The organism is Actinoplanes sp. OR16, assembly GCF_004001265.1.
Lineage (GTDB): Bacteria > Actinomycetota > Actinomycetes > Mycobacteriales > Micromonosporaceae > Actinoplanes.
In genome coordinates this window covers 3,244,673-3,269,286 of the sequence record NZ_AP019371.1, presented here as the reverse complement: position 1 = coordinate 3,269,286, position 24,614 = coordinate 3,244,673, and the positions used below count along the sequence as shown (strand labels likewise).

At 70.2% G+C, this 24,614-nt stretch carries 23 protein-coding genes, 1 tRNA gene and 1 pseudogene; 12 read left to right on the top strand and 13 right to left on the bottom strand.

The annotated features are described in order from the left end of the window. Positions 1-31 precede the first annotated feature (31 nt). A tRNA-Leu gene (locus EP757_RS15140) sits at positions 32-115 on the bottom strand. A gap of 862 nt (positions 116-977) precedes the next feature. Here EP757_RS15140 and EP757_RS15135 point away from each other — a divergent pair. Genes EP757_RS15135 through hutH form a run of 6 tightly spaced genes read left to right on the top strand, consistent with a single transcriptional unit; the run spans position 978 to position 8,571 of the window. Next, positions 978-1,802: a MurR/RpiR family transcriptional regulator gene (locus EP757_RS15135; RefSeq protein ID WP_127546600.1), complete on the top strand. Its 825-nt coding sequence runs from the start codon at positions 978-980 to the stop codon at positions 1,800-1,802. An 11-nt stretch (positions 1,803-1,813) separates the two neighbouring features. Beyond that, a complete protein-coding gene (gene hutU / locus EP757_RS15130) occupies positions 1,814-3,445 on the top strand; it encodes a urocanate hydratase (RefSeq protein WP_127546598.1) in 1,632 nt (543 codons plus the stop codon). Then, on the top strand, positions 3,442-4,599 hold the full coding sequence (locus EP757_RS15125) for an allantoate amidohydrolase (protein ID WP_127546596.1): 1,158 nt from the start codon (positions 3,442-3,444) through the stop codon (positions 4,597-4,599). Before hutU ends, EP757_RS15125 begins: the two co-directional genes overlap by 4 nt. After that, complete coding sequence (locus tag EP757_RS15120) at positions 4,596-5,894, top strand: formimidoylglutamate deiminase (RefSeq protein ID WP_127546594.1); 1,299 nt, start codon at positions 4,596-4,598, stop codon at positions 5,892-5,894. The genes EP757_RS15125 and EP757_RS15120 overlap by 4 nt, the downstream gene beginning before the upstream one ends. Further along, on the top strand, positions 5,891-7,039 hold the full coding sequence (gene hutI / locus EP757_RS15115) for an imidazolonepropionase (protein WP_127546592.1): 1,149 nt from the start codon (positions 5,891-5,893) through the stop codon (positions 7,037-7,039). Before EP757_RS15120 ends, hutI begins: the two co-directional genes overlap by 4 nt. Continuing rightward, entirely contained in the window at positions 7,036-8,571 is a 1,536-nt protein-coding gene (hutH, locus tag EP757_RS15110) for a histidine ammonia-lyase (RefSeq protein ID WP_127546590.1), read from the top strand. Before hutI ends, hutH begins: the two co-directional genes overlap by 4 nt. Positions 8,572-8,631: 60 nt before the next feature. On the opposite strand, the gene rdgB is transcribed toward hutH, so the two are convergent. The 4 genes from rdgB to EP757_RS15090 form a co-directional block, all read right to left on the bottom strand. Beyond that, positions 8,632-9,246, bottom strand: a complete 615-nt coding sequence (gene rdgB / locus EP757_RS15105) for an RdgB/HAM1 family non-canonical purine NTP pyrophosphatase (RefSeq protein ID WP_127546583.1) — start codon at positions 9,244-9,246, stop codon at positions 8,632-8,634. Further along, the gene (gene rph, locus EP757_RS15100; protein WP_127546581.1) at positions 9,243-9,971 is read right to left on the bottom strand and encodes a ribonuclease PH; all 729 of its coding nucleotides are present in this window, start codon (positions 9,969-9,971) and stop codon (positions 9,243-9,245) included. Before rph ends, rdgB begins: the two co-directional genes overlap by 4 nt. A 9-nt stretch (positions 9,972-9,980) precedes the next feature. Further along, positions 9,981-11,207, bottom strand: a complete 1,227-nt coding sequence (locus EP757_RS15095; RefSeq protein ID WP_127546580.1) for a glycosyltransferase — start codon at positions 11,205-11,207, stop codon at positions 9,981-9,983. Between the two features lie 66 nt (positions 11,208-11,273). Next, on the bottom strand, positions 11,274-12,020 hold the full coding sequence (locus EP757_RS15090) for an MBL fold metallo-hydrolase (RefSeq protein ID WP_127546578.1): 747 nt from the start codon (positions 12,018-12,020) through the stop codon (positions 11,274-11,276). A 273-nt stretch (positions 12,021-12,293) separates the two neighbouring features. On the opposite strand from EP757_RS15090, the gene EP757_RS15085 reads away from it, so the two are divergent. Beyond that, entirely contained in the window at positions 12,294-12,677 is a 384-nt protein-coding gene (locus EP757_RS15085) for a hypothetical protein (protein WP_127546576.1), read from the top strand. On the opposite strand, the gene EP757_RS15080 is transcribed toward EP757_RS15085, so the two are convergent. From EP757_RS15080 to clpS, 5 genes and pseudogenes are all read right to left on the bottom strand, one after another. Further along, entirely contained in the window at positions 12,674-13,639 is a 966-nt protein-coding gene (locus EP757_RS15080) for a PLP-dependent cysteine synthase family protein (RefSeq protein ID WP_127546574.1), read from the bottom strand. The genes EP757_RS15085 and EP757_RS15080 overlap by 4 nt on opposite strands. 5 nt (positions 13,640-13,644) lie before the next feature. Next, positions 13,645-13,959, bottom strand: coding sequence for a MoaD family protein (locus EP757_RS15075; RefSeq protein WP_127546572.1), 315 nt, complete (start codon positions 13,957-13,959; stop codon positions 13,645-13,647). Positions 13,960-14,023: 64 nt separating this feature from the next. Further along, a pseudogene (locus EP757_RS15070) lies at positions 14,024-14,514 on the bottom strand (Mov34/MPN/PAD-1 family protein). 59 nt (positions 14,515-14,573) lie between these two features. Beyond that, a complete protein-coding gene (locus EP757_RS15065; protein WP_127546569.1) occupies positions 14,574-15,074 on the bottom strand; it encodes a DUF2017 domain-containing protein in 501 nt (166 codons plus the stop codon). 12 nt (positions 15,075-15,086) lie between these two features. Next, positions 15,087-15,377 carry an ATP-dependent Clp protease adapter ClpS gene (gene clpS / locus EP757_RS15060; RefSeq protein ID WP_127546567.1) on the bottom strand — a complete coding sequence of 97 codons (291 nt, stop codon included), beginning with the start codon at positions 15,375-15,377 and terminating at the stop codon, positions 15,087-15,089. Between the two features lie 117 nt (positions 15,378-15,494). Here clpS and EP757_RS15055 point away from each other — a divergent pair, with 117 nt between their 5' ends. Genes EP757_RS15055 through EP757_RS15035 form a run of 5 tightly spaced genes read left to right on the top strand, consistent with a single transcriptional unit; the run spans position 15,495 to position 19,124 of the window. After that, positions 15,495-16,781 carry a nicotinate phosphoribosyltransferase gene (locus EP757_RS15055; RefSeq protein WP_127546565.1) on the top strand — a complete coding sequence of 429 codons (1,287 nt, stop codon included), beginning with the start codon at positions 15,495-15,497 and terminating at the stop codon, positions 16,779-16,781. A 12-nt stretch (positions 16,782-16,793) separates the two neighbouring features. Next, positions 16,794-17,372: an isochorismatase family protein gene (locus tag EP757_RS15050; RefSeq protein ID WP_127546563.1), complete on the top strand. Its 579-nt coding sequence runs from the start codon at positions 16,794-16,796 to the stop codon at positions 17,370-17,372. After that, positions 17,359-17,853 carry a GNAT family N-acetyltransferase gene (locus EP757_RS15045; RefSeq protein ID WP_127546561.1) on the top strand — a complete coding sequence of 165 codons (495 nt, stop codon included), beginning with the start codon at positions 17,359-17,361 and terminating at the stop codon, positions 17,851-17,853. The genes EP757_RS15050 and EP757_RS15045 overlap by 14 nt, the downstream gene beginning before the upstream one ends. Before the next feature lie 4 nt (positions 17,854-17,857). Continuing rightward, positions 17,858-18,532, top strand: a complete 675-nt coding sequence (locus EP757_RS15040) for a GNAT family N-acetyltransferase (RefSeq protein WP_127546559.1) — start codon at positions 17,858-17,860, stop codon at positions 18,530-18,532. Positions 18,533-18,539: 7 nt separating this feature from the next. Beyond that, on the top strand, positions 18,540-19,124 hold the full coding sequence (locus EP757_RS15035) for an alpha/beta hydrolase (protein WP_127546557.1): 585 nt from the start codon (positions 18,540-18,542) through the stop codon (positions 19,122-19,124). 845 nt (positions 19,125-19,969) lie between these two features. Here EP757_RS15035 and EP757_RS15030 read toward each other — a convergent pair. The 3 genes from EP757_RS15030 to EP757_RS15020 form a co-directional block, all read right to left on the bottom strand. Beyond that, the gene (locus tag EP757_RS15030; protein ID WP_127546555.1) at positions 19,970-21,331 is read right to left on the bottom strand and encodes an MFS transporter; all 1,362 of its coding nucleotides are present in this window, start codon (positions 21,329-21,331) and stop codon (positions 19,970-19,972) included. A gap of 132 nt (positions 21,332-21,463) precedes the next feature. Continuing rightward, positions 21,464-23,203: a cytochrome c oxidase subunit I gene (gene ctaD / locus EP757_RS15025; RefSeq protein ID WP_127546553.1), complete on the bottom strand. Its 1,740-nt coding sequence runs from the start codon at positions 23,201-23,203 to the stop codon at positions 21,464-21,466. A gap of 215 nt (positions 23,204-23,418) precedes the next feature. Further along, entirely contained in the window at positions 23,419-24,525 is a 1,107-nt protein-coding gene (locus tag EP757_RS15020) for an FAD-dependent monooxygenase (protein WP_127546551.1), read from the bottom strand. Between the last annotated feature and the right edge of the window lie 89 nt (positions 24,526-24,614).

Below are 24,614 nucleotides of genomic sequence, written 5' to 3'. Positions count from 1 at the left end.
GTTCACATGAACCCGAGCCGCGTCGTGCGGGTGCGGAAGAGGGGACTTGAACCCCCACGCCCTCACGGGCACAGGAACCTAAATCCTGCGCGTATGCCAATTTCGCCACTTCCGCGCGGTTTGCCGACCATGGCAAAGCGTCGTGCAGAGTCTAATCGGTCAGATCGAATCCAGGCGCGCCGGTAACCACGCCCTCCCCGACACCGCCTCCCGGTTAGCCCGCACCAGCCGCCCGACGATCGGCGGCCAACGCACACAGACATATACCGCGTGCGCCGACCGCCCCCCAGACGGCGGCAGACGCACACGCAAACCACTCTGCGTGCGCTCACCACCCCCAACACGCGACCGTTGCGTGCGCTCACTGCCCCAACACGCGTCCATTGCGTGCGCTCACCGCCCCTACCCACCGCCCGCGTGCGCTCACCACCCCACACCCGACCGCCCGACGAGTGGCGGTCAACGCACGCACACATGTACCGCGTGCGCCCACCGCCCCCTGGATGGCGGCAGACGCACACACCGCCGCTCTGCGTGCGCTCACCGCCCACCAGGCGGCGGCAGACGCACACACGGCTGCTCTGCGTGCGCTCGCCGCCCCAACACGCGACCGCCTGCGTGCTCTCACCGCCCTACGAACGGCCACCCGCGTGCGCTCACCGCCCTACGAACGGCCACCCGCGTGCGCTCACCGCCCTACGAACGGCCACCCGCGTGCGCTCACCGCCTCACAAACGGCCGCCTGCGGGCTTGCTCTGGCCTCTGGGTGCGGTTTGTCGCTGCTTTTGTGTGCGATAACCGTCTCTGGGGGACGGTTGTCGTCTCTGTTCGCCGGCCGGGACGGGCCTCCCACGGGTGACTGTGTCCGGTCGGCTGGGGTTGTCGGTGTGAGGGCGGCTGCGAGCCGGAAGCGATTCTTGGGCCACTTTCGGCGGACGGTCTGGTGTTCTGAAAGTTTTTATGCATAAGCTGCGGATGTGAATGACGGAGTAGTCAAGCTCTTTCAAGGGGCACGGCTCACCCCGACTCAGCGACGGATCGCGCACAGCCTCGTCGAGCACGGGTCGAAGGCGGCTTACCTGTCCGCGGCCGAGGTGGCCGAGCTGGCCGGGGTCAGTCAGCCGTCGGTGACGCGGTTCGCCATGGCGCTCGGCTACTCCGGATATCCGGCGCTGCGGCGTGAGCTGCGGACGGTGACCGCGGGCGAACCCGCCGAGCCGGCCGGGCGGAACGCCATGCAGCGGGCCGTGGCGGCGGAGACCGATCACCTGCGGCGGCTCGGTGAGCAGCTGGACCGGCTCGACGACGTACGAGCGGCAGCCGAACTGCTGATCGCGAGCCGGCCGCTTCCGGTGCTGGGGCTGCGGGCCGCCGCGCCGCTGGCGGCGTACTTCGGCTACTTCGCCGCGAAGGCGTTCCCGGACGTGCGGGTGCTCGACGGCGGTGGGACCGGACTGCTGGACCGGCTCGATCAGGCCCGCGCGGCCGGCGCCGGTGCGATGCTGGCGATCGTGCTGCCGCGCTATCCGCGCGAGACTGTGGAGGCGGTCCGTGAGGCGAAGGCCGCGGGCCTCGCGATCGTGGCCATCACCGACTCGGCGGTCAGCCCGGTCGCCGAGTCGGCCGACGTGGTGCTGCCCGCGGCGGTCGGCACCCAGCTCGTCTTCGACCTGCACACCGGCCCGATGGCGATGGCCATGGTGCTGCTGCAGGCGATGTGCGACGCCGCGCCCGAACCGGTGCAGCGCCGCCTGGAGGAGTTCGAAGCGACAGCCGCGCAGCGGCACATCTTTCTGGCGTGACAGGAGTAGGAATGTCCGAGATTCGCTCGCCGCGCGGTACGACGTACACGGCACAGGGTTGGCCGCAGGAAGCCGCCAAGCGCATGCTGATGAACAACCTCGACCCGGACGTGGCCGAAAGGCCGCAAGATCTGGTGGTGTACGGCGGGACCGGCCGGGCCGCCCGCGACTGGCCGTCCTTCCACGCGATCATCCGTGAGCTGGACGTGCTGAAGGGCGACGAGACGCTGCTCGTGCAGTCCGGGAAGCCGGTCGGTGTGCTGCGCACCCACGAGTGGGCGCCGCGGGTGCTGATCGCCAACTCCAACCTGGTCGGCGACTGGGCGAACTGGCCCGAGTTCCGCCGCCTGGAGCATCTGGGCCTGACCATGTACGGCCAGATGACGGCCGGCTCCTGGATCTACATCGGCACCCAGGGGATCCTGCAGGGGACGTACGAGACGTTCGCCGCCGTGGCGGCCAAGCGCTTCCAGGGTGACCTGGCCGGCACCCTCACGCTGACCGGCGGCTGCGGCGGCATGGGTGGCGCTCAGCCGCTGGCCGTCACGATGAACGGCGGCGTCTGCCTGATCGTCGACGTGGACCGGACGCGGCTGCAGCGCCGGGTCGACACCCGCTACCTGGACGTCGTCGCCGACGACCTGGACCAGGCGATCGAGCTCGCCCTGCAGGCCAAGCGCGACCGCAAGGCACTGAGCGTCGGCGTCGTCGGCAACGCCGCCCTGGTCTTCCCCGAGCTGCTCACTCGAGGCGTCGAGATCGACATCGTGACCGACCAGACCAGCGCCCACGACCCGCTGTCGTACCTGCCGGTGGGCGTGGAGGTGGAGGACGCCGCCGAGTACGCGCGGACCAAGCCGGAGGAGTTCACCGACCGGTCCCGGGCCAGCATGGCGAAGCAGGTCGCCGCGATGGTCGGGTTCATGGACGCCGGCGCCGAGGTGTTCGACTACGGCAACTCGATCCGCGGCGAGGCGCAGCTGGCCGGGTACAACCGGGCGTTCGACTTCCCGGGGTTCGTGCCGGCGTACATCCGCCCGCTCTTCGCCGAGGGCAAGGGCCCGTTCCGCTGGGCCGCGCTCTCCGGCGACCCGGCCGACATCGCCGCCACCGACAAGGCAGTGCTCGACCTCTTCCCGGAGAACGAGCCGCTCGCGCGCTGGATCAAGATGGCCGGCGAGCGGGTCGCGTTCCAGGGGCTGCCCGCCCGGATCTGCTGGCTCGGGTACGGCGAACGCGACAAGGCCGGCGTCCGGTTCAACGACATGGTCGCCAAGGGTGAGGTCAGCGCGCCGATCGTGATCGGCCGGGACCACCTGGACTCCGGGTCGGTGGCGTCGCCGTACCGGGAGACCGAGGCGATGCTCGACGGCTCCGACGCGATCGCCGACTGGCCGCTGCTGAACGCGCTGGTCAACACGGCGAGCGGGGCCAGCTGGGTCTCCATTCACCACGGCGGTGGCGTGGGCATCGGCCGCAGCATCCACGCCGGTCAGGTCTGCGTCGCGGACGGCACGGCGCTGGCCGGTCAGAAGATCGAGCGGGTGCTGACGAACGACCCGGCCATGGGCGTCCTGCGGCACGTCGACGCCGGTTATTCGTCGGACGCTTCGGGTGGCGTTCACATCCCGATGGCCCGATGAGCGCCTTCACCGATCTCTGGAGCGAGATCGCCCCGATCGGCCGGGCGGAGAGCGGCGGTTACCTGCGGTACGCGCTCTCCGAGCCGGAGCTGACGCTGCGCGACTGGTTCCGCACGCAGGCCGCGCGAAGAGACATGCTGGTCACCGACGACGGCAATGGGAACCTCTTCGCATGGCGGGGCGAACCGTGGACGCCGGGCACGGTGCTCACCGGATCACATTTCGATTCGGTGCCGCACGGCGGCGGGTACGACGGGCCGCTCGGCATCGTGAGCGCCTTCCTCGCGGCGGATCTCGTCGATCCGAGCCGCCGGAACATCGCCGTCGCTGCCTTCTGTGAGGAGGAGGGCGGGCGTTTCGGCGTACCGTGCCTGGGGTCTCGTCTCCTGACCGGCGCGATCGCGCCCGAGAAGGCCGCCGCCCTCCAAGATCGCGATGGCGTCTCCTTCGGTGAAGCGCTGGGTCGGACGCCCGCGGGTCAGGATGCCCGGGTCAGCGGCCTCAAGGCCTTCGTCGAGCTGCACATCGAGCAGGGGCGTGCGCTGGAGACACCGGTGGGCGTCGCGTCCGCGATCTGGCCGCACGGGCGCTGGCGGATGGACTTCGGCGGCGTCGCCGACCACGCGGGCACCACCCGGATGACCGACCGGCACGACCCGATGCTGACCTTCGCCTTCACCGTGCTCGCGGCGAACAAGGAGGCCCGGCTGTCCGGCGCGCACGCCACGGTGGGCCGGGTGCAGGTCGAGCCGAACGCTACGAATGCCATCCCGTCGCTGGTCCGGGGCTGGCTCGACGCCCGCGCCGCCGACACCGGGACGCTCGATCAGCTGGTCGAGTCGCTGGTGAAGAAGGTGAACGAGCGGGCCGGCCGGGACGGCACCACGCTGGAGGTGACGCCGGAGTCGGTGACCGCGGAGGTCGCCTTCGACGAGGCTCTGGCACAGCGGCTGTCGCGGGTCCTGGGTGACGCCCCGATTCTGCCGACCGGGGCCGGGCACGACGCCGGGGTGCTGTCGGCGCACGTGCCGACCGCGATGCTCTTCGTCCGCAACCCGACCGGGGTGTCGCACTCCCCCGCTGAGTACGCCTCTGATGAGGATTGCGAGGCCGGGATCTCGGCATTGGCGGCGATCTTGGGGGATTTGGCGTGATCTTCTTTGCGGATCACGCCTGGGTCGGCGGCCGGATTGAGCAAAATGTTCGAATCTCGACGGTCGATGGCTTCATCGATGATGTGGCTATAAATGCCGACAGGTCGGGCACACGATTGCGCGGGCTCGTCCTTCCCGGGTTCGCCAACGCTCACTCGCACGCCTTTCACCGGGCGCTGCGCGGGCGCACCCACGGCGACCGAGGGAGTTTCTGGACCTGGCGCGACCTGATGTACCAGGTGGCCGGCAGACTCGACCCGGACAACTACTTCGCCCTGGCCAAGGCGGTCTACGGCGAGATGGCCATGGCCGGCATCACCAGCGTCGGCGAGTTCCACTACCTGCATCACGGGCCGGACGGCGTGCCCTACGCCGACCCCAACGCGATGGGCAACGCGCTCATCGCGGCCGCCCGTGAGGCCGGGATCAGGATCACGCTGCTCGACGCGGTCTACCTGACCGCGAGCGTCGAGGGCAAGCCGCTCGAAGGGGTGCAGCGCCGATTCGGCGACGGCGGCTATGACGGCTGGTTCGCCCGGTTCGAGCAGCTCAGAGGCGGTGAGGGCGCCAAGATCGGTGCGGCGTTGCATTCCGTACGCGCGGCGCCGGCCGACGGGATGGCGGCGTTCACGCAGCGCACCGATGGTCTGCCGGTGCACGTCCACCTCTCCGAGCAGCCCGCCGAGAACGAGGCCTGTCAGGCAGCGCACGGCTGCTCGCCGGCCGAACTGCTCGACGCGATGGGCGTCTGGCGGCCGATGACCACTGCCGTGCACGCCACCCACCTGTCCGCCGCCGACATCGCGATCCTCGGCCGGGAGCGGTTCGCCTGCTTCTGCCCGACCACCGAGCGCGACCTCGCCGACGGCATCGGGCCGGCACGGGCGCTCGCCGACGCCGGGGCGATCCTCACACTCGGCAGCGACAGCCACGCGGTGATCGACTTCTTCGAGGAGGCGCGCGGCCTGGAGCTGGACGAACGCCTCGCCACCCGGCAGCGCGGCCACTTCAGCGCGGCCGAGCTGATCACGGCGGCGACCGGTGCGGGCCACCGGTCGCTCGGCTGGGACGACGCCGGGGAGATCGCCGCCGGCAAGCGGGCCGACCTCGTCGCGGTCTCGCTGGACAGTGTCCGGACGGCCGGCACCGACCCGGGCGGGCTGATCTTCGCGGCCACCGCGGCGGACGTGACCGACGTGATCGCCGACGGCCGGGTGATCGTCAGCGAGGGCCGTCACCGCTCGATCGACGTGCCGTCCGCCCTCCGGGATGCGATCGCCGAGGTGCTCTCATGAGTCTGGTCGTCACCGGCATCGGCGAGCTGTTCACCAGCGACCCGCAGACCGGCATCCTGCACGACGCGGCGGTGGTCGTCGACGGCGACCGGATCGCCTGGATCGGCCCGGCCGCGCAGGCGCCGGCGGCCGACACCCGGTTCGACGCGCAGGGCGCCGCGGTGCTGCCCGGTTTCGTCGACAGCCACGCCCACCTGATCTTCGCCGGTGATCGGGCGGCCGAGTTCGGCGCGCGGATGGCCGGCGAGCCCTACACCGGCGGCGGCATCCGGACCACCGTGGCCGCCACCCGCGCCGCGTCCGACGAGGAGCTGCGCCGCAACGCGCGGCGCCTGGTGGGCGAGGCGCTGCGGCAGGGGACGACCACGATCGAGATCAAGAGTGGGTACGGGCTGAACGTCCCCGACGAGGCTCGGTCGTTGCGTCTGGCCGCGGAGATCGTCGAGGAGACCACGTTCCTCGGAGCCCATGTCGTGCCGGCCGACTACGCGGGCCGCGCCGACGACTATGTCGATCTCGTTCGCGGCGAGATGCTGGAAGCCGTGGTCCCGTACGCCAAATGGGTCGACGTCTTCTGCGAGCGCGGCGCGTTCGACGGTGATCAGGCACGCGCGATCCTGACCGCCGGCGCCGAACGCGGCCTGGGCCTGCGGCTGCACGCCAACCAGCTCGGTCACGGGCCGGGCGTGCGGCTCGCGGTCGAGCTGGGCGCGGCCAGCGCCGACCACTGCACCCATCTCGACGACACCGACGTGGCCGCGCTGGCCGGGTCGGACACCGTCGCCACCCTGCTGCCGGGTGCCGAGTTCTCCACCCGTTCGCCCTATCCCGATGCTCGGCGGCTGATCGACGCCGGAGCCACCGTGGCGCTGGCGACGGACTGCAACCCGGGTTCGTCGTACACGTCGTCGATGCCCTTCTGCATCGCCCTGGCCGTCCGGGAGATGCGCATGACCCCCGCCGAGGCCGTCGTCGCGGCGACCGCCGGTGGGGCCGCGGCCCTGCGCCGCACCGATCTGGGCGTGATCCGCCCGGGCGCCCGCGCCGACCTGATCGTGCTCGACGCGCCCTCTCACCTGCACCTGGCCTACCGGCCCGGTGTTCCCTTGATCCGAACCGTTCTGCACGACGGAGTGCTTCAGTGATCGTCACCGTTCAGCCCACCGGGGTCAGCCCCGAAGACGTCGTCGCCGTCGCCCGTGGCGACGCCCGCGTCGAGATCTCACCCGCCGCTCTGGAGGCCATGGCCACGAGCCGGGCCATCGTCGACGGCATCGAGGCGTCCGGCCGCCCGGTCTACGGCGTCTCCACCGGATTCGGCGCCCTCGCCAACACCTCGATCGCCCCGGAGCGCCGCGCCGAGCTGCAGCACGCGCTGATCCGCTCGCACGCGGCCGGCATCGGCGCCCCGATGCCGCGTGAGGTGGTCCGGGCCATGATGCTGCTGCGCGTCCGGTCCCTCGCGATGGGCCGGTCCGGTGTCCGGCCGGTGCTCGCGCAGGGCCTGGTCGACCTGCTCAACCACGACATCACCCCGTGGGTGCCGGAGCACGGCTCGCTCGGCGCGTCCGGCGACCTGGCACCCCTCGCGCACTGTGCGATCGTGCTGCTCGGCGAGGGCTGGGTGCTCGGCAAGGACGGCTCCCGGGTCGCCGCCGCCGAGGCGCTGCGCGGGGCCGGGCTCAACCCCCTGGACCTGGCCGCCAAGGAGGGCCTCGCGCTGATCAACGGCACCGACGGCATGCTCGGCATGCTGCTGCTGGCGATCGCCGACGCGCGGCACCTGTTCGCCATGGCCGACGTGACCACGGCGCTCGCCATCGAGGCGATGCTCGGCTCGGAGCGGCCGTTCCTGCCCGAGCTGCACGCGATCCGCCCGCACCCGGGACAGGCCGCGTCCGCCGCCAACATCCACCGGCTGCTGCAGGGCTCCGCCATCATGGATTCGCACCGCGACGACCTGGCGCACGCGGTGCAGGACGCGTACTCGATGCGCTGTGCGCCGCAGGTGGCCGGGGCCGCCCGGGACACCCTCGATTTCGTGTTCACCGTCGCTTCGCGCGAACTCGTGTCCGTGGTGGACAACCCGGTCGTGCTGCCGGACGGCCGGGTCGAGTCGACCGGCAACTTCCACGGCGCGCCGCTCGGATTCGCCGCCGACTACCTGGCGATCGCCGCGGCCGAGGTCGGCGCGATCGCCGAGCGCCGGGTGGATCGGCTGCTCGACGTGACCCGGTCCCGCGAGCTGCCGCCGTTCCTCTCCCCGGACGCCGGCGTCAACTCCGGGCTGATGATCGCGCAGTACACCGCGGCCGGGATCGTCGCGGAGAACCGCCGGCTCGCCGCACCCGCCTCGGTCGACTCGCTGCCGACCAGCGGCATGCAGGAGGACCACGTCTCGATGGGCTGGGCGGCGACGAAGAAGCTGCGCACCGTCCTGGACAACCTGACCAGCCTGCTCGCCGTCGAACTGCTCTCCGCGGTCCGCGGCATCCAGCTGCGCGAGCCGCTGACGCCGTCGCCGGCCGGCCGGGCCGCGGTGGCCGCTGTGGCGCCGTTCGCCGGCGGTCCGGGACCCGACGTGTTCCTGGCGCCGGTGCTGGAACAGGCTCGGGCCGTCGTCGCGGGGCCGGCGCTGCGGGCGGAGATCGAGGCGGCCACGGGGGCGCTCGGATAAGGCTTACGATTTGCGGCGCTCCCGGTTCCGGAGACGGTGACCGGGAGCGGCAGCGGGGGATCAGCGGGGCAGTTCCTTGGCGATGACCTTCGCCAGTTCGCGGAAGGCCTTGCCACGGTGGCTGATGGCGTCCTTCTCGGCCGGGCTGAGCTCGGCGTTGGTGCGCTGCTGGCCGTCGCCCACGAAGATCGGGTCGTAGCCGAAGCCACCCTCGCCACGGCGGCTGCGGAGGATGCGACCGGTCTGGCGGCCCTCGACCAGGTGCTCGCGGCCGTTCGGCAGGACCAGGGCGGCCGCGCAGACGAAGGCGCCACCGCGGTGCTCGTCGGTGACGTCCGAGATCTGGGCCAGGACCAGGTCGAGATTGGCCTGGTCGTCGCCGTGCTTGCCGGACCAGCGGGCGCTGAAGACGCCGGGCATGCCGTTCAGCGCGTTCACCGCGATGCCGGAGTCGTCGGCGACGGTGGGCAGGCCGGTGCGCTTCGCGCCCTCACGGGCTTTGATCAGCGCGTTCTCGCCGAAGGTGAGACCGGTCTCCGGCACGTCCGGGTAGTCCGGGAAGTCACCGAGGCCGACCAGCTCCACCTGGGAGAGACCGAGCGCCGCGTCGAGGATGCGCTGGAGCTCGGCGAGCTTCTTCGTGTTGCCGGTGGCCAGCAGGAGCCGGGCGCTCACGCTGCCAGCGCCTTCTGCTGGGCCGCGGCGAGCTCGGCGCACCCGAGCACACCCAGGTCGAGCATCGCGTCCAGCTGAGAGCGTTTGAACACGCCGTTCTCCCCCGTCCCCTGCACCTCGACGAAGTCGCCGGAGGCGTTGCAGACCACGTTCATGTCGACCTCGGCGGTGACGTCCTCGTCGTACATGAGGTCGAGCCGTGCCTCGCCGTCGATGATGCCGACGCTGACCGCCTGGATCGAGGTGTGCAGCACCTTCTCCACCTTGCCGGCGAGCGACTTGCGGTCGGCCAGCCAGGTGACGGCGTCGTGCAGGGCGACGTAGGCGCCGGTGATCGCGGCGGTGCGGGTGCCGCCGTCGGCCTGGAGCACGTCGCAGTCGAGGACGATCGAGTTCTCGCCGAGCGCCTTCAGGTCGATGCAGGCGCGGAGGCTGCGGCCGATCAGGCGGGAGATCTCCTGCGTACGCCCACCGAGCTTGCCCTTGACACTCTCGCGATCGCCACGGGTGTTCGTGGCGCGGGGCAGCATCGAGTACTCAGCGGTGACCCAGCCGAGCCCGGAGCCCTTCCGCCAGCGGGGCACCCCCTCGGTGACGCTCGCGGTGCAGAGCACCCGGGTGTTGCCGAACTCCACCAGCACCGATCCCTCGGGGTGGATGCTCCAATGCCGGGACAGCGTCACCGGTCGCAGCTGGTCGGCCGCTCGGCCGTCGGGTCGCGCCATGCCCCAACCCTATGCGTAGCGCGCGGCGCCCGCTTCGTCCGCCCCGGGCTTCCGGGTCGGCGGCACCGCGGACCGCATGATCGGAACGGCCGGTCGCAGGGCGGCGACCGCGCGTACGGTCGCCGGGGCGATCTCCGGAATCGCGCCGTGCGCCCGCAGGAACCCTTCGACGGCGGCCGGCCAGCCGAAGTTCTCGGCACGGGCCCGGGCCGCGGCCCGGCGCTCCACACGCGGGCGTTCCATCAGCGAGCTGACCGCGTCGGCGAACGCCGCGGCCGTGCCCGGCACCGCGATGCCGGCGTCGCCGACCACCTCGGGCAGGGCGCTCTGCTCGTTCACCACGACCGGGGTGCCGCAGGCCAGCGACTCCAGCGCGGCCAGGCCGAACGTCTCCACCGGGCCGGGCGCGAGCGTCACGTCCGCGCTGGCCAGCAGGGCGGCCACGTCGGCACGCTCGGCGATGTGACCGGCGAAGCGAACCGGCAGCCGGGCCGCCCGGTAGGCCAGCGCGGTCCGCCGGGTGCCGTCGCCGGCCATCACGAGGACGGCCGGGACCTTGCCGTTGCGCAGCGCCGCGACGGCGTCGACGGCCAGCTCGGGCCGTTTCGCTGCGGACAGCCGGCTCGCGTAGACCAGCAGCAGCTCGTCGGGGCGGGCGTACCGGGCGCGGACGGCGGGGTCCAGCCGGCCCGGGTTGAAGAGGTTGAGGTCGACGCCGAGCGGCACCTCGACCAGGTTCGGCACGTCGAGGCGACGGAATTCGGCGGCCGCGAACGAGGTGGTGCAGACGATGGTGTCGAACGCCTCGGCGGTACGCCGGTTGAACCGGTCGGCGAGGGCGTCACGCTTCGGCATGCCCCAGACGCCGAGCACGCCGGCCAGGCTCTCGTGGGAGACCATCATCGACCGCACGCCGCGTTGCCGGGCCCAGTTGCCGGTCCAGCGCAGGGTGGTGCGGTCGGAGACCTCGATGCGGTCCGGCTCCAGGCTGTCCAGCAGCTTGGTGATCTCCTTGCGACCGGCCAGGACGCGGTAGCCACCGGTGCGCGGCAGGGGCGCGCTGGGCAGCGTGATGACGCGGCCCTGTTTGGTCACCTTGTCCGAGTAACGGCGTCCGGGAATGATCAGGACGGCTTCGTGCCCGGCGCGTTGATAACCCCGGCCTAGCTGCCGCAGTGCGGTACGCAGACCACCGGTGTGCACCGTGACGAAGTTGGCCAGGCGAACGATGCGCAATGCGACAACTCCAAGATCACGACACGTGGTGCATCGGTGCAAGCCGATTCGCCCCCGCACACCGGCTCAGAGATCGTATCTGGCCCCCGGCCGCACGACTTCGACCGGTCCCGCGTAAGCGGCGGTGGCGGCCTCCACAATAGATGCCTCACTGGCCCAAGCCGGCACCAAGTGGGTCAGCAGCAGGCGCCCGACGTCCGCCTTGGTCGCCGCCTCGCCCGCCTCGCCGCCGGTCAGGTGCAGGTCAGGAGGGTTGGGGGCGCCGTCGAGGTAACTCGCCTCACAGAGGAAGAGATCCGCGCCGGCTGCCAGGCGCAGCAGGGCATCGCAGGGGGCGGTGTCCGACGAGTACGCCAGGACCCGCCCGTTGTGCTCGATGCGGACGCCGTACGTCTCCACCGGGTGATTGACCCGATCGACGGTGACGGTCAGCGGGCCGATCGGGAACGTGCCGGGCTGCAGGCCGTAGAACGTGTAGACGTCGTCGACCGGCTCGCCCTCGGTGCTGTACGCCGCGGCGATGCGCTCGGCGGCGCCCAGCGGCGCGTAGACCGGCACCGGCGGCAGCGGGCCGGCCGGGTCGTAGCGGCGGACGACCACGTACGTACACGCGTCGAGCATGTGATCGCAGTGCAGGTGGGTCAGGAGGATCGCATCGACCTTGCGCATGTCCGAGTACCGCTGGAGGGCGGACAACGATCCGGAACCGAAGTCGATCAGGAGCCGGTATCCCTCGGCTTCCACGAGATAGGCCGAACACGCCGACTCGGGGCCGGGGAAACTGCCGGCACAACCGAGAACGGTTAGTCGCATGCGGTTTCCTCTGGGTCACATCGGGTCGAACAACACCGGGTCGTCCACACCCCGCACGACCGGTCCGCTCTTGACTTGTCAGACCAGTCAATCACGGAGCGAAGCGTACGCCCCGACCAGTGCTGGAAGTAAACAACTGATCGATTTGTCGTCAAATCGACAACGCACATCACAACCACCGTGACCTCGGTCATCACGATTTCCACCGTCACGTCCGGTGACCTGTCGGCGTTGCTCAGGGTAGTACGACGAAGGTCATCTGATGGAGGCGACGTGACCGCGGTCGAGCAGGCCCGCACTACCCGAACCGCGCCCGCGGAAAACGCGTCACTTCTGGCGTCGGCAGAGGATCCCGGCGTCTTCCGGTTCCCGGCTCCCGAGGATCCGGCGCCCGGCCAGATGCGGATGCTGGCGATGGCCCTCTACGGCACCGCTCTCGGCCTCACCGGCGTGGGCGTCGGCCTCTACGCGGTGATCGCGGTCTTCGGCGGGGCGCCCGGCTGGTATCTGCCGGTCCTGGGATTGCTGACGCTGCTGAGCGTCGTGCCGACGGCGGCCGCGTTCCTCGCCATCCACGAGCGGAACCTGCCGTGGTGGCTGCTGATCGCGGCCGCGCCGCCGATGGCCGCCGCCGTGGCGGTGGCCCTCTCCTACTAAGCCCAGAGCTGGCCTTCGAGGGCCTCTTCAGCGTCGTTGAGCGTGCCGCCGTAAGCACCGGTGGACAGGTATTTCCAGCCACCGTCGGCGATCACGAACGCCACGTCGGCCGGCTTGCCCTCCTTGACCGCGGCGTGCGCCACGGCGAGTGCCGCGTGCAGGATCGCGCCGCTGGAGAAGCCCGCGAAGATCCCCTCGACCTCGACCAGTTGCCGGGTACGCAGAACCGCGTCCCGGGTGCCGACCGAGAAGCGCCGATCGAGCACCGAGGCGTCGTAGAGCTCCGGCACGTAGCCCTCGTCGATGTTGCGCAGGCCGTAGACGAGTTCGCCGTACCGCGGCTCGGCCGCCACGATCTGGATGCCCTCGACCTTCTCCTTCAGGAACCGGCCGGTGCCCATCAGGGTCCCGGTGGTGCCCAGACCCGCGACGAAATGCGTGATCGTGGGGAGGTCGCGCAGCAGTTCCGGACCGGTGGTCTCGTAGTGCGCGCGGGCGTTCGCCGGGTTGCCGTACTGGTAGAGCATCTTCCAGTCGGGGTGCTCGGCCGCGATCTGCTTCGCGGTGGCGACGGCCTGGTTCGAACCGCCGGCGGCCGGCGAGAACAGGATCTCCGCCCCGTACATCCGAAGCATTTGAATGCGCTCGGCGGAGACGTTCTCCGGCATCACGCAGACCAGTCGATAGCCCCGGAGTTTCGCGACCATGGCCAGGGCGATGCCGGTGTTCCCGCTGGTCGGCTCGAGGATGGTGTCGCCGGGGCGCAGGTGCCCGGACTCCTCGGCCTCGCGCACCATGAACAGCGCGGCACGGTCCTTGATGCTCCCGGTCGGGTTCCGGTCCTCGAGCTTGGCCCACAGCCGCACCGGCGGCGCCCCTTCGGGCACCGCCGGGGACAGGCGGGGCAGGCCGACGAGCGGCGTGCCCCCGCACGCGTCTAGCAGGCTCTCGTAGCGAGCCACCGAGATCAGAGACCCAGGTAGGCGGCTGCGGCCGCGAAGCCCAGGGCGCCACCGGCGACGGCCGGCAGGATGGTGATCGAGTCGCCGTCCTTCAGCTTCGCGTCGAGCGCGCCGAGGAAGCGGACGTCCTCGTCGTTCACGTAGATGTTGACGAACCGGTGCAGGTTGCCCTCGGCGGTGATGAGCCGGCCCTTGAGCCCGTTGTGCTTGGCGTCCAGATCGTCGATCAGACCGGTGAGGGTGTCACCGGCGCCCTCGACGACCTTGGCGCCGCCGGTGTAGTTGCGCAGGATGGTGGGAACGCGGACTTCGATAGCCATGACTGTCATGCTCCTCAAGCGGGGTCGTTCATGAAAAAGGCAAAGGGTCGGGTGGAGTGGTCGCTCAGCGACACTCGTAAAACACCGACACCGGGCTCTGCCCGAACATGTACGACTGCACGGCACTCACCTTCACGCGTCCACCGTCGCATCCACGATGTTGACCTCTTCCTCGGTCACCACACCGTCCAGAATACGGAACGAGCGGATCTCCTCCGCATCCGGCTCACGGGTCGAGACGAGGAGGTAGTGCGCGTCCGGCCAGCCGGCGATGTCCGCGTCCGTCCGGGACGGGTACGCCTCGGTCGCCGTGTGCGAGTGATAGATCACCACGGCTTCCTCGTCCCGGTCGTCCATCTCGCGCCAGACCCGCAGGTATTCCATCGAGTCGAACTCGTAGAACGTCATCGACCGGGCGGCGTTGTCCATCGGGATGTGCCGCGCGGGAACGTCGCTGCCGATCGGCCCGGCGACGACGCCACAGGCCTCGTCCGGGTGGTCCCGGCGGGCGTGGGCGACGATCGCGTCGATGATCGCCTTGTCGATGGTCAGCACGTCGTTCACATTACCGAAAGATTTCGGGTCTCCCGGGGTGGCGGTGACCACACCGACAGCTACTTGATCTCCGGCAGGGCGTTCAGCAGCGATTCCTGGAGGTAGCCCAGGTAGGCGTAGACGGAGAGCTGGAAGACCCGGCTGGAACCGGGGTCCTCGAGCACCGCGTCGTCCAGCTCCTCGGCCAGATCGGTGTCGGCCTCGATCTCCAGGCGGGTGCCCATCGCGAGCCGGGCGTCGTTTATCGCCCGGAGCCACGCCTCGGCGGCCTCCCCATCGAGCCGGACCTCGCCCTCGCCCTCGTCCGGCAGGGCCGCGAGGATCGCGCCCGCCTGGTCGATCTTGTGGGTCTTGAGGTCGCTCTCGGTGTAGAGGCGGAACTCGCTGGAATCGTCCGGCCGGTCCGGATAGATGTCCGGGAAGAGCCGGGAGACCACCGGGTCGGTGTGATCCATCCCGTCGGTCAGCAGACCGACCACCTCGCCCGCGACCTTCCGCAGCACGCGGACCTCGTCGTGCTCGAAGGTGGCCACACATTGACCGCCAATGCGTCGGAACATGCTCTTCCCCACTCAGGCCCGGTCGACCGTAGCCCAGAGACCGTATCCGTGCAGTTGGTTGGCGTCCATCTCCATGCGCTCGCGCGCGCCGGTGGAGACGACAGCCTTGCCCTTCGTGTGCACGTCCATCATCAGCTGCTCCGCTTTCTCCTTGCTGTAGCCGAAGAGCTTCTGGAAGACCCAGGTCACGTACGACATGAGGTTGACCGGATCATCCCAGACGATGGTCACCCACGGCCGGTCAGCAGCCGGTTCTTCTTCGATCTTCGGCGTCTCGACGGGAGCAACCTGAGGTAACGCCATGCCCCCATGTTGCCACCGGTTTCGCCGGATCGGTGAACCGGTGCGACGAACCGCTGGTCAAGAGCCCTTCGACGCCCGCGCGCCGCGAATTCTCCTCCGGCGCAATAGGGTAGGGCCGTGGAGACCAGCACCCCCGCCTTGATGACGGATCACTACGAGCTGACCATGATCAGCGCCGCTCTCAAGGACGGCACCGCGTCCCGCGGCTGCGTCTTCGAGGTCTTCTCCCGGCGCCTGCCGACCGGCCGGCGGTACGGCGTGGTCGCCGGCACCGGCCGGCTGATCGACCTGATCCGCGACTTCCGGTTCGACCCGGCCGACGTCGACTACCTGCGCTCGGCCGGCGTGATCGACGAGACCACGGCGAAATGGCTGGCCGACTACCGCTTCACCGGTGACGTGGAGGGTTACGCCGAGGGCGAGCTCTTCTTCCCGGGTTCGCCGATCCTGACCGTTACCGGCACGTTCGCCGAGTGCGTGGTGCTGGAGACGCTGATCCTGTCGGTGCTCAACCACGACAGCGCGATCGCGGCGGCGGCGGCCCGCATGGTCACCGCGGCCCGGGGGCGCCCGATCATCGAGATGGGCTCGCGGCGTACGCACGAGCACGCCGCCGTGGCAGCGGCCCGCGCCGCCTACCTGGCCGGTTTCGCGTCGACCTCGAACCTCGCGGCCGGCCGCTCCTACGGCATCCCGACCACCGGCACGTCGGCGCACGCGTTCACGCTGCTGCACGACGACGAGCCGACGGCGTTCGGGTCGCAGGTGGCGGCGCTGGGGAAGAACACCACGCTGCTCGTCGACACGTACGACATCAGCCAGGGCATCCGGAACGCGATCGCGGTCGCCGGCCCGGATCTCCGCGCGGTCCGGATCGACTCGGGCGACCTGTCCGTTCTCGCCCAGCAGAGCCGCGAGCTGCTCGACTCGCTCGGCGCCACCGAAACCAAGATCGTCGTTTCGGGTGACATGGACGAGTACTCGATCGCCACGCTCGCCGCCGAACCCGTCGACATGTACGGCGCCGGTACCGCGGTCGTCACCGGCTCCGGAGCGCCCACCGCCGGCCTCGTCTACAAGCTGGTCGAGGTCGAGGGCCGCCCGGTCGTGAAGCGCTCGGAGAACAAGGCGACGGTCGGCGGCCGCAAGATCGCGGTCCGCCGGCACAAGCCGACCGGCACCGCCATCGAAGAGATCATCTACTCCCAGGGCGTGCCCGACCACCAGGCGAACGACCGCATGCTGCAGCGCACCTTCATCCAGGCCGGCGAGGTGCAGCAGCTGCCGCCGCTGACCGAGTCGCGCGAGCACCTGCGGCAGTGCCTGATCTCCATCCCGTGGGAGGGCCTCAAGCTCTCCGCCGGCGATCCCGCCATCCCCGTCGTCATCATTCCCACCGCATAGGGGTCTGTGATTATGTCTCGCGCGCTGATCATCGTCGACGTGCAGAACGATTTCTGCGAGGGCGGTTCGCTGGCCGTGGCCGGCGGCGCCGCGGTCGCCAAGGGCATCTCACTGGTCCTCGACAAGGCCGGCGAGCGCTGGGACCACGTGGTCGCCACCAAGGACTACCACGTCGACCCCGGCAACCACTTCAGCGATCACCCGGACTACGTCGACACCTGGCCGGCGCACTGCGTGGTCGGCTCCTCGGGCGCCGACTTCCACCCCGAACTCGCCACGGACCGGATCGAGGCGGTCTTCCACAAGGGCGCGCACAAGGCGGCGTACTCGGGCTTCGAAGGCCACACCGAGTCGGGCGAAACCCTCGCGAGCTGGTTGCGGGGCAAGGGGGTCACCGACGTCGAGGTCGTGGGCATTGCGACAGACCATTGCGTACGGGCGACCGCGCTCGACGCGGCGGCCGCCGGCTTCGACACGACGGTGGTCCTGGAGCTGACCGCGGGTGTCGCCCGCGCCACCACCGACGCCGCCCTGGAGCAGTTCCGCGCCGCTTCGATCGCCACGACCGGGTCACCGGTTGTCGACGCCTGAGATCAGGCCGTTCACGGACGCCGACTGGCCCGGCGTCTGGGAGATCATCAGCGAGGTCGTGCGGGCTCAGGAGACGTTTCCGTACGACCCCGGCCTGTCCTCGTCGCAGGCCCGCGCCATGTGGGTCGAGCAGCCACCGGGCCTCACCGTGGTGGCCTCGTCGGGATCGTCGGTGCTGGGCACCGCCAAGATGGGCCCGAATCGCGGCGGTCCCGGCGCGCATGTGGCCACCGCGAGCTTCATGGTGGGCGCCGCCTCCCGCGGTCAGGGCGTCGGTACCGTCCTCTCCCGCTTCGCCGTCGATTGGGCTCGCCGGTCCGGATACGCCGCCGTGCAGTTCAACGCCGTCGTGGAGACCAACATCGCGGCGGTACGGCTCTATCAGCGCCTGGGATTCCAGATCATCGGTACGGTGCCCCGCTCGTTCGAGCACCCTTCCCTCGGACGGGTCGGCCTGCACGTGATGCATCTGGAATTCTGATCTCATGCTTGTCGATCTGTGGCCGCTGTTCGGACTGATCATCCGTACGCCCCGGCTGGAACTGCGCCTGCCCCGCGAGGAGGAACTGGCCGCCCTCGCCTCGGTGGCGTCCGACGGCGCTTTCCGCCCCGGCGAGCAGCCGTTCCTCACACCGTGGGGTGACGGCACCCCGGCCGGCCGCGCCCGTGCCGTGGCCACCGGCCAGTGGCGCAGCCTCGCCGGCTGGAAGCCCGACCGCTGGGAACTCCCGCTCGGTGTCTTCGCGGCCGGCGAACCGCTCGGCATGGTCGCCCTGATGGCCCGCGACTTCCCGGTTGTCCGCCAGGTCACCACCTGGTCGTGGCTCGGGCTCGGCCACCACGGTAAGGGGTACGGCACCGAGGCCCGGGCCGGGCTCCTCGCCCTCGCCTTCGACCACCTCGGCGCCACCTCCGCCCGGACCGACGTCTTCCAGGACAACCACGCGTCCCAGGCGGTGTCCCGCAAGCTGGGATACGAGCCGGACGGCATCTCGATCGACGCCCGCGACGGCGAAGCCGTGATCTCCGACCGCCTCCGCCTCACCGCCTCCGGCTGGTCAGCGGTCCGCTCCTCGATCCCCGTCACGGTCGCCGGCCTGGAACCGTGCCGCCCCGAATTCGGTCTCGACCTTCCGCTCCACCGGCCTCCTCTCGGATGATCTAGGAATGAGCTTCCTCCTGCTGCACGGCTGGCAGAACCGACGGCCACCCGAACACTGGCAGCACTGGCTGGCCGGTGAACTGACCGCCCTCGGCCACGACGTCGACTACCCGCAACTGCCGGACCCGGACCACCCGAAGCTCGACGACTGGATGGCCGAACTCCGCACCCGCGTCGCCGCCATGCCCGGCAGCAGCCGAACCGTGCTCTGCCACAGCCTCGGCTGCCTGCTCTGGCTGAACGCCGTCGCCAGGGGCGCGGTCCCCGTACAGGTCGATCGGGTCTTGCTCGTGGCTCCTCCCTCCCCCTCGGTGACCCTGAGCCACCCGGAGATCGCCGGCTTCGCCCATCCACCGGTGACACCCGCCCAGCTGGCCGCGGCCTCCCGCCACACCCGTCTCGTGGGTACCGACAACGACCCCTATTTCCCTGAGGACATCCGCGAGGTCTACGGCTCCCTGAACATCCCGATCGACGTGCTGCCGGGCGCGGCCCACCTGAACATGGATTCCGGGTACGGCCCCTGGCCCTCGATCCTCACCTGGTCCCAGGCTTCTGACGACATTCCCTTGGAGCGGCGCCCTTCATAGATGCGGAGGGGGCTCGGAGGGGAGAGCCCAGCGCGCCGTATCAGCGAGTTCGAACGTCATCCAAACCTGGACCTGTCCCCGGCCCCATAGCGGAGGGTGACCGCGGATCTTGGATCACCGGGGCTTGATGGAGAGTTGTAGGTGCTCCAGGCCCCACGATCCTCCACCAATCCCCGGTGCAGGTGCAGAGCGTGACCAGTCGAGGATGGGAGATCGGCGGGCGGCGAGGCTCCGCCCCCACTCCATCGCGTTCCCGACATGCGCCCAGGTTTCCAAGATCCCGGAGGGTGACGAGGCAGCCGCGAGCGCCTCTCGTCCGGCATCCAAGATCGCGAAGGTGGGCCGGACCGCTGGCGAAGTCGGTCCCCCTCCGCGTCGCATTCCGGGCGAACCGTGGTCAGCGATGTGCGCTCACCTTTCCAAGATCGCGGAGGAGGCGAGGCGGGCAGCGAACAGACCCCGGCCGAACACCCGTCGATTCGGTGGCGATGACCGGACGACGGCTAGGCGGAAGCGGACACCAGCCACACGGCCGGCGACTCAGCCGACGACGGCCCGGCAGGCCACGACTTGGCAGGCCACCACCCGACAGGCCACAACCCGCTAGACCACCACCCGACAGGCCACGGCTCCCTGGACGGCAGCTAAGCGGTCAGCGACCGCACGGACCACGCCAGGCAAAAGCGGACGACGCCAGCCGGAAGCGGACGCCGACTAAGCGGAAGCAGACGACAGCCACACCGCCAGCGACCCAGCCAACGACGACTCGACAGGCCACAACCCGCTCAACGGCAGCTAAACGGTCACCGACGGCACGGACCACGCCAGGCGAAAGCGGACGCCGACTAAGCGGAAGCAGACGACGACTGCGCGGCCGGCGACCCGGCTGGCGAGGGTGGGACGGGCACCGGCTGCGCGGAGGACGGCTGAGCAGGCGACAGCACGGCGGACGAGGCCAGCGCGGCGGACGGATCGGCAGGCGACGGCTGCGCGGCGGACGGCTCGGCAGGCGACGGTTCGGGTTCGGAGTTGGGGAGGGCTCGGCGGCGGCGGAGTTCTGTGGGTAGGACTGCCAAGGCGACCATCACGCCCACCGCGCCCACGGCTGCGAAGCCCCAGGCTGCGCCCTTCGTGTCGATTGCCAGGCCGGCCAGGGGGCCTCCCAGCGCCACGCCGACGGTCAGGGCCGAGTTGTGCAGGCCCATGGCTTCGCCTCGGGCTGCGGCGGGGATCATGCGGCTGATGGCGTCGGAGCTGGCGGTGATGGTGGGGGCGCAGAGGGCGCCGGCCGGGATCAGCAGGAGGGCCAGGAGCCACCAGTGGTCGCCGCCGAGGCCGACCGGGATGGTGAGGACGGCCATCGGGGCGAAGAGGGCCAGGGCGGGCAGGCCGCGGCGGATCGTGCCGTAGGCGAAGCCGCCGAGCAGGGAGAAGAACGCCCAGAGGGAGAGGACCGCGCCGGTCCAGTGCACCTCGCCGGACTCGCGGAGCACGGCGACGACGGCGACGTCGGTGCCGGAGAGCACGAGCGTGGCGGCCATCGTGACGGCCAGGATCGCGACGAACCGGGGCTTGAGCCAGCTGCGCCTGGGGACCCGCTCGCCGCTCGAGACGGGCTTCTCGTGTGCGGCCCGGGTCGGCGGGTTGAGCAGCCACAGGCCGAGGCCGGACAGCAGGATGCCGCCGGCCAGGGTGAGCATCGCGACGCGCGGGCCGGCGGTGGTGGCGATCAGCACGCCGAGCGCGGGCCCGGCCATGAACGACATCTCGGTGGTGATCGAGTCGAGGGCGAAGGCGGGCAGCCGATGCGACTCGGGGGTCAGGGCGGCGATCGACTGCCGGGCGACCGAGAACGCCGGGAGGGCCAGGAAACCGCCGACGACGGCGACCGGGAGCAGGGCCCAGTAGGGCAGGGCCTGCGCCACCAGCCAATAGATCACCTCGGCCACGGTGGTCAGCACCAGCACCGGGCGCAGCCCGCGCCGGTCGATCAGGCGGCCCATCACCGGCGCGCCGATCGAGCCGCCGATGGTGGCTGCCGCGCCGACCAGACCGGCAGCGCCGTAACCCCGGCCGAGATCGGTCACGACGTGCAGCGTGAGCACCACCGCCGCGGCCGCAATCGGGATGCGGGCGAGCGTGGCGACCACGAGCAACGACGGGATCTTCGGCAGAGCAAGCGTTTCCCGGTAAGGCGTGAGCAACATGACGATCCTGACCTCCGCCGCCGATCCTCCCTCAGGGGTACGACAGAAACCACCGGGTTTGAGCAGCGTCACGTAACACCACGGAAACGCAGAACGGGCCGGCCCCGAAGGACCGGCCCGTTCAGAAAAGCACTAGCTCTTGTCTTCCTGGTACGTCGCCCCGCCGTCGGACTCGGCGGACAGCGGCCTCGCGCCACCCTCCGGCGGGCCGGCGAGCGAGTGGCCGGCGGCCAGCTCCGGGAACTTCTCGTCGAACGCGGGACGCTCGGAGCGGATCCGCGGCATCCGGTCGAAGTTGCGCAGCGGCGGCGGCGTGGTGGTCGCCCACTCGAGCGAGTTGCCGTGGCCCCACGGGTCGTTCGCCGTGGTGACGACGCCGACCTTGTACGACTTCCACACGTTGTAGATGAACGGCAGGGTCGACAGGCCGAGGACGAACGAGCCGACCGTCGAGAACGTGTTGAGGAAGGTGAAGCCGTCGGTCGGCAGGTAGTCCGCGTACCGCCGCGGCATGCCCTTGGTGCCCAGCCAGTGCTGCACCAGGAACGTCGCGTGGAAGCCGATGAACGTCAGCCAGAAGTGAATCTTGGCGAGGCGCTCGTCGAGCATCCGGCCGAACATCTTCGGGAACCAGAAGTAGATGCCCGCGAAGACGGCGAACACGATCGTGCCGAAGAGCACGTAGTGGAAGTGCGCGATCACGAAGTACGAGTCGGAGACGTGGAAGTCGATCGGCGGGGACGCCAGCAGCACGCCGGAGAGACCACCGAAGAGGAACGTCACCATGAAGCCGAGTGCGAAGAGCATCGGCGACTCGAAACTGATCTGGCCGCGCCACATCGTGCCGATCCACACGAAGAACTTCATGCCGGTCGGCACCGCGATGAGGAAGCTCAGGAAGCTGAAGAACGGCAGCAGCACCTGGCCGGTGGCGAACATGTGGTGCGCCCACACCGACATCGACAGCGCGCCGATCAGCAGGGTCGCGGCGACGAGGCCCTTGTAGCCGAAGACCGGCTTGCGGCTGAAGACCGGGATGACCTCGGTGATGATGCCGAAGAACGGCAGCGCGATGATGTAGACCTCGGGGTGGCCGAAGAACCAGAAGAGGTGCTGCCAGAGCATCGGCCCGCCGGTCTCCACGTCGAAGACGTGAGCACCGAGGACGCGGTCCGCGGCGAGCGCGAAGAGCGCGGCGGCCAGGAACGGGAAGACCATGACCGCGAGCAGCGCGGTGACCAGCATGTTCCAGGTCATGATCGGCATGCGGAACATCGTCATGCCGGGCGCGCGCAGCGTCAGGATCGTGGTGATCAGGTTGACCGAGCCGAGGATCGTGCCCAGACCGGAGATGGCCAGGCCGACGACCCACATGTTGCCGCCGACACCCGGCGAGTGCAGCGAGTCGCTCAGCGGCGTGTACGCGAACCAGCCGAAGTCGGCAGCGCCACCGGGCGTCAGGAACCCGCCGATGGTGATCAGGCCGCCGAACAGGTACAGCCAGTACGCGAACGCGTTGAGCCGCGGGAACGACACGTCGGGCGCGCCGATCTGGATCGGCACCACGTAGTTGCCGAACGCGAACACGATCGGCGTCGCGAAGAAGAGCAGCATGATCGTGCCGTGCATGGTGAACAGCTGGTTGAACTGTTCCGGCGACAGCAACTGCATACCCGGGCGAGCCAGCTCGGCACGCATGAGCAGGGCCATCAGGCCACCAAGCAGGAAGAACACGAAGGCCGTGATCATGTACATGATCCCGATCTGCTTCGCGTCCGTCGTGCGCAGGATCCGAGCAAACGCGGAACCCTTGACCTGCCGCCGAACCGGATATGGTCGGGTCGCGATCGGCGACGGCGCAACGGTCGTCACGAAATGCCTCCGTTGTCTCGTTCGTCCCTCTCGGGATGCCCGGGATGATTCGTCCCTCTCGGGATGCCCGGGGTGATCTGCGTGAGAAGCCCCTCCCGGGACCCTCATGAAGATCGGGCGTATCCCGTGGGCAGGATAGTCCCCCTCAAGACCTTCGGCTGGCGCGGGGGGACCCAACCGGCCCACATGGACAGCATCCACGCAGGTAAGAAGGTCTAAACGGGAGACACCAGCTCGCGATAGTGGTCGGTGAAGAGACGGAGACCACGCCGCCGCAGCATCGGGTCACGCAGCGTGGGCGGGACGTCACGGGTCCGGTCGCGCTCCCGGGTCCGCTCGCGCACCTCGGCGCAGCGCGGGCGGCGCCGCTGCTCATAACGATTCAGTGCGCCCGGGATGTCCCCGGCGGACTCACGCAGCACCTGACCGAGCACATAGCCGTCCTCGAACGACATCGCGGCGCCCTGTGCCAGGGTCGGCGCGGTGGCGTGCGCCGCGTCGCCGACCAGCAGCACCGGGCCCTTCGACCAGGTCGGCAGCACGACCTCGTCGGTCCGCGCGACCTGCACCTTCTCCACCCTGTCCAGGATGGCCGCGACCGGGCCGCCGAACGAGCCGAAGAGCTCGATGAGCCGGGCGCGCGGGTCCTCCGGATTGGGGCTGTCCGGCGCGGTCTCGTCGGCGTAGCAGTAGATCCTGCGGCCACCCATCGGCATGGCGACGAACGACGCGCGCCGGCCGAGCACCGCCGTCCAGTCGGTCAGCGGCGGGCCGCCACTGACCACCGCCCGGTAGACGATCTGGCCGGTCGGCACGGCGGGGCCGCCGAGACCGACCTTCTCCCGGATCGTCGAGCGGCGACCGTCGGCGCCGATGACGAGGTCGTACTCCGCGACGCCGCCGGTGGAGAACTCCACCTTCGCCGCGCCGTCGACGATCTCCAGCCCGGTCACCTCGGTCTCGAAGCGGACGTCACCGCCGACGCCGGTGAGCAGCACCTGCTGGAGATCCGCCCGGGACAGGGCGCGGGACTCGCCGACGCCGGCCCAGAGCGCTGCTACGTCCATCTCGAAGAGCTGACGGCCGCGCGCGTCGAGAAAGACCTGCCGGAAGATCAGATCGCCGAGCGGGCGCAGCGGCACATCGAGGCCGAGCAGCCGTAACGCGCGGGACGCATTCCCCGGGAGGTAGATGCCGGCACCGGGCACGACGGTGGCGGGCAACGCCTCCACCACCTCCGGCCGGAAGCCGGCGACGCGCAACCCCCGCGCCGCAGACAGGCCGGCAATGCCGGCGCCCACCACGAGGATGCGCAAGGTCATCGCACCGAAACTTTCTTGTCGATGGATACGCGTCGGAGCCAAGACACTACTACCCGCCATCATCGGAGGGGAACACCCGCGATCGCCCG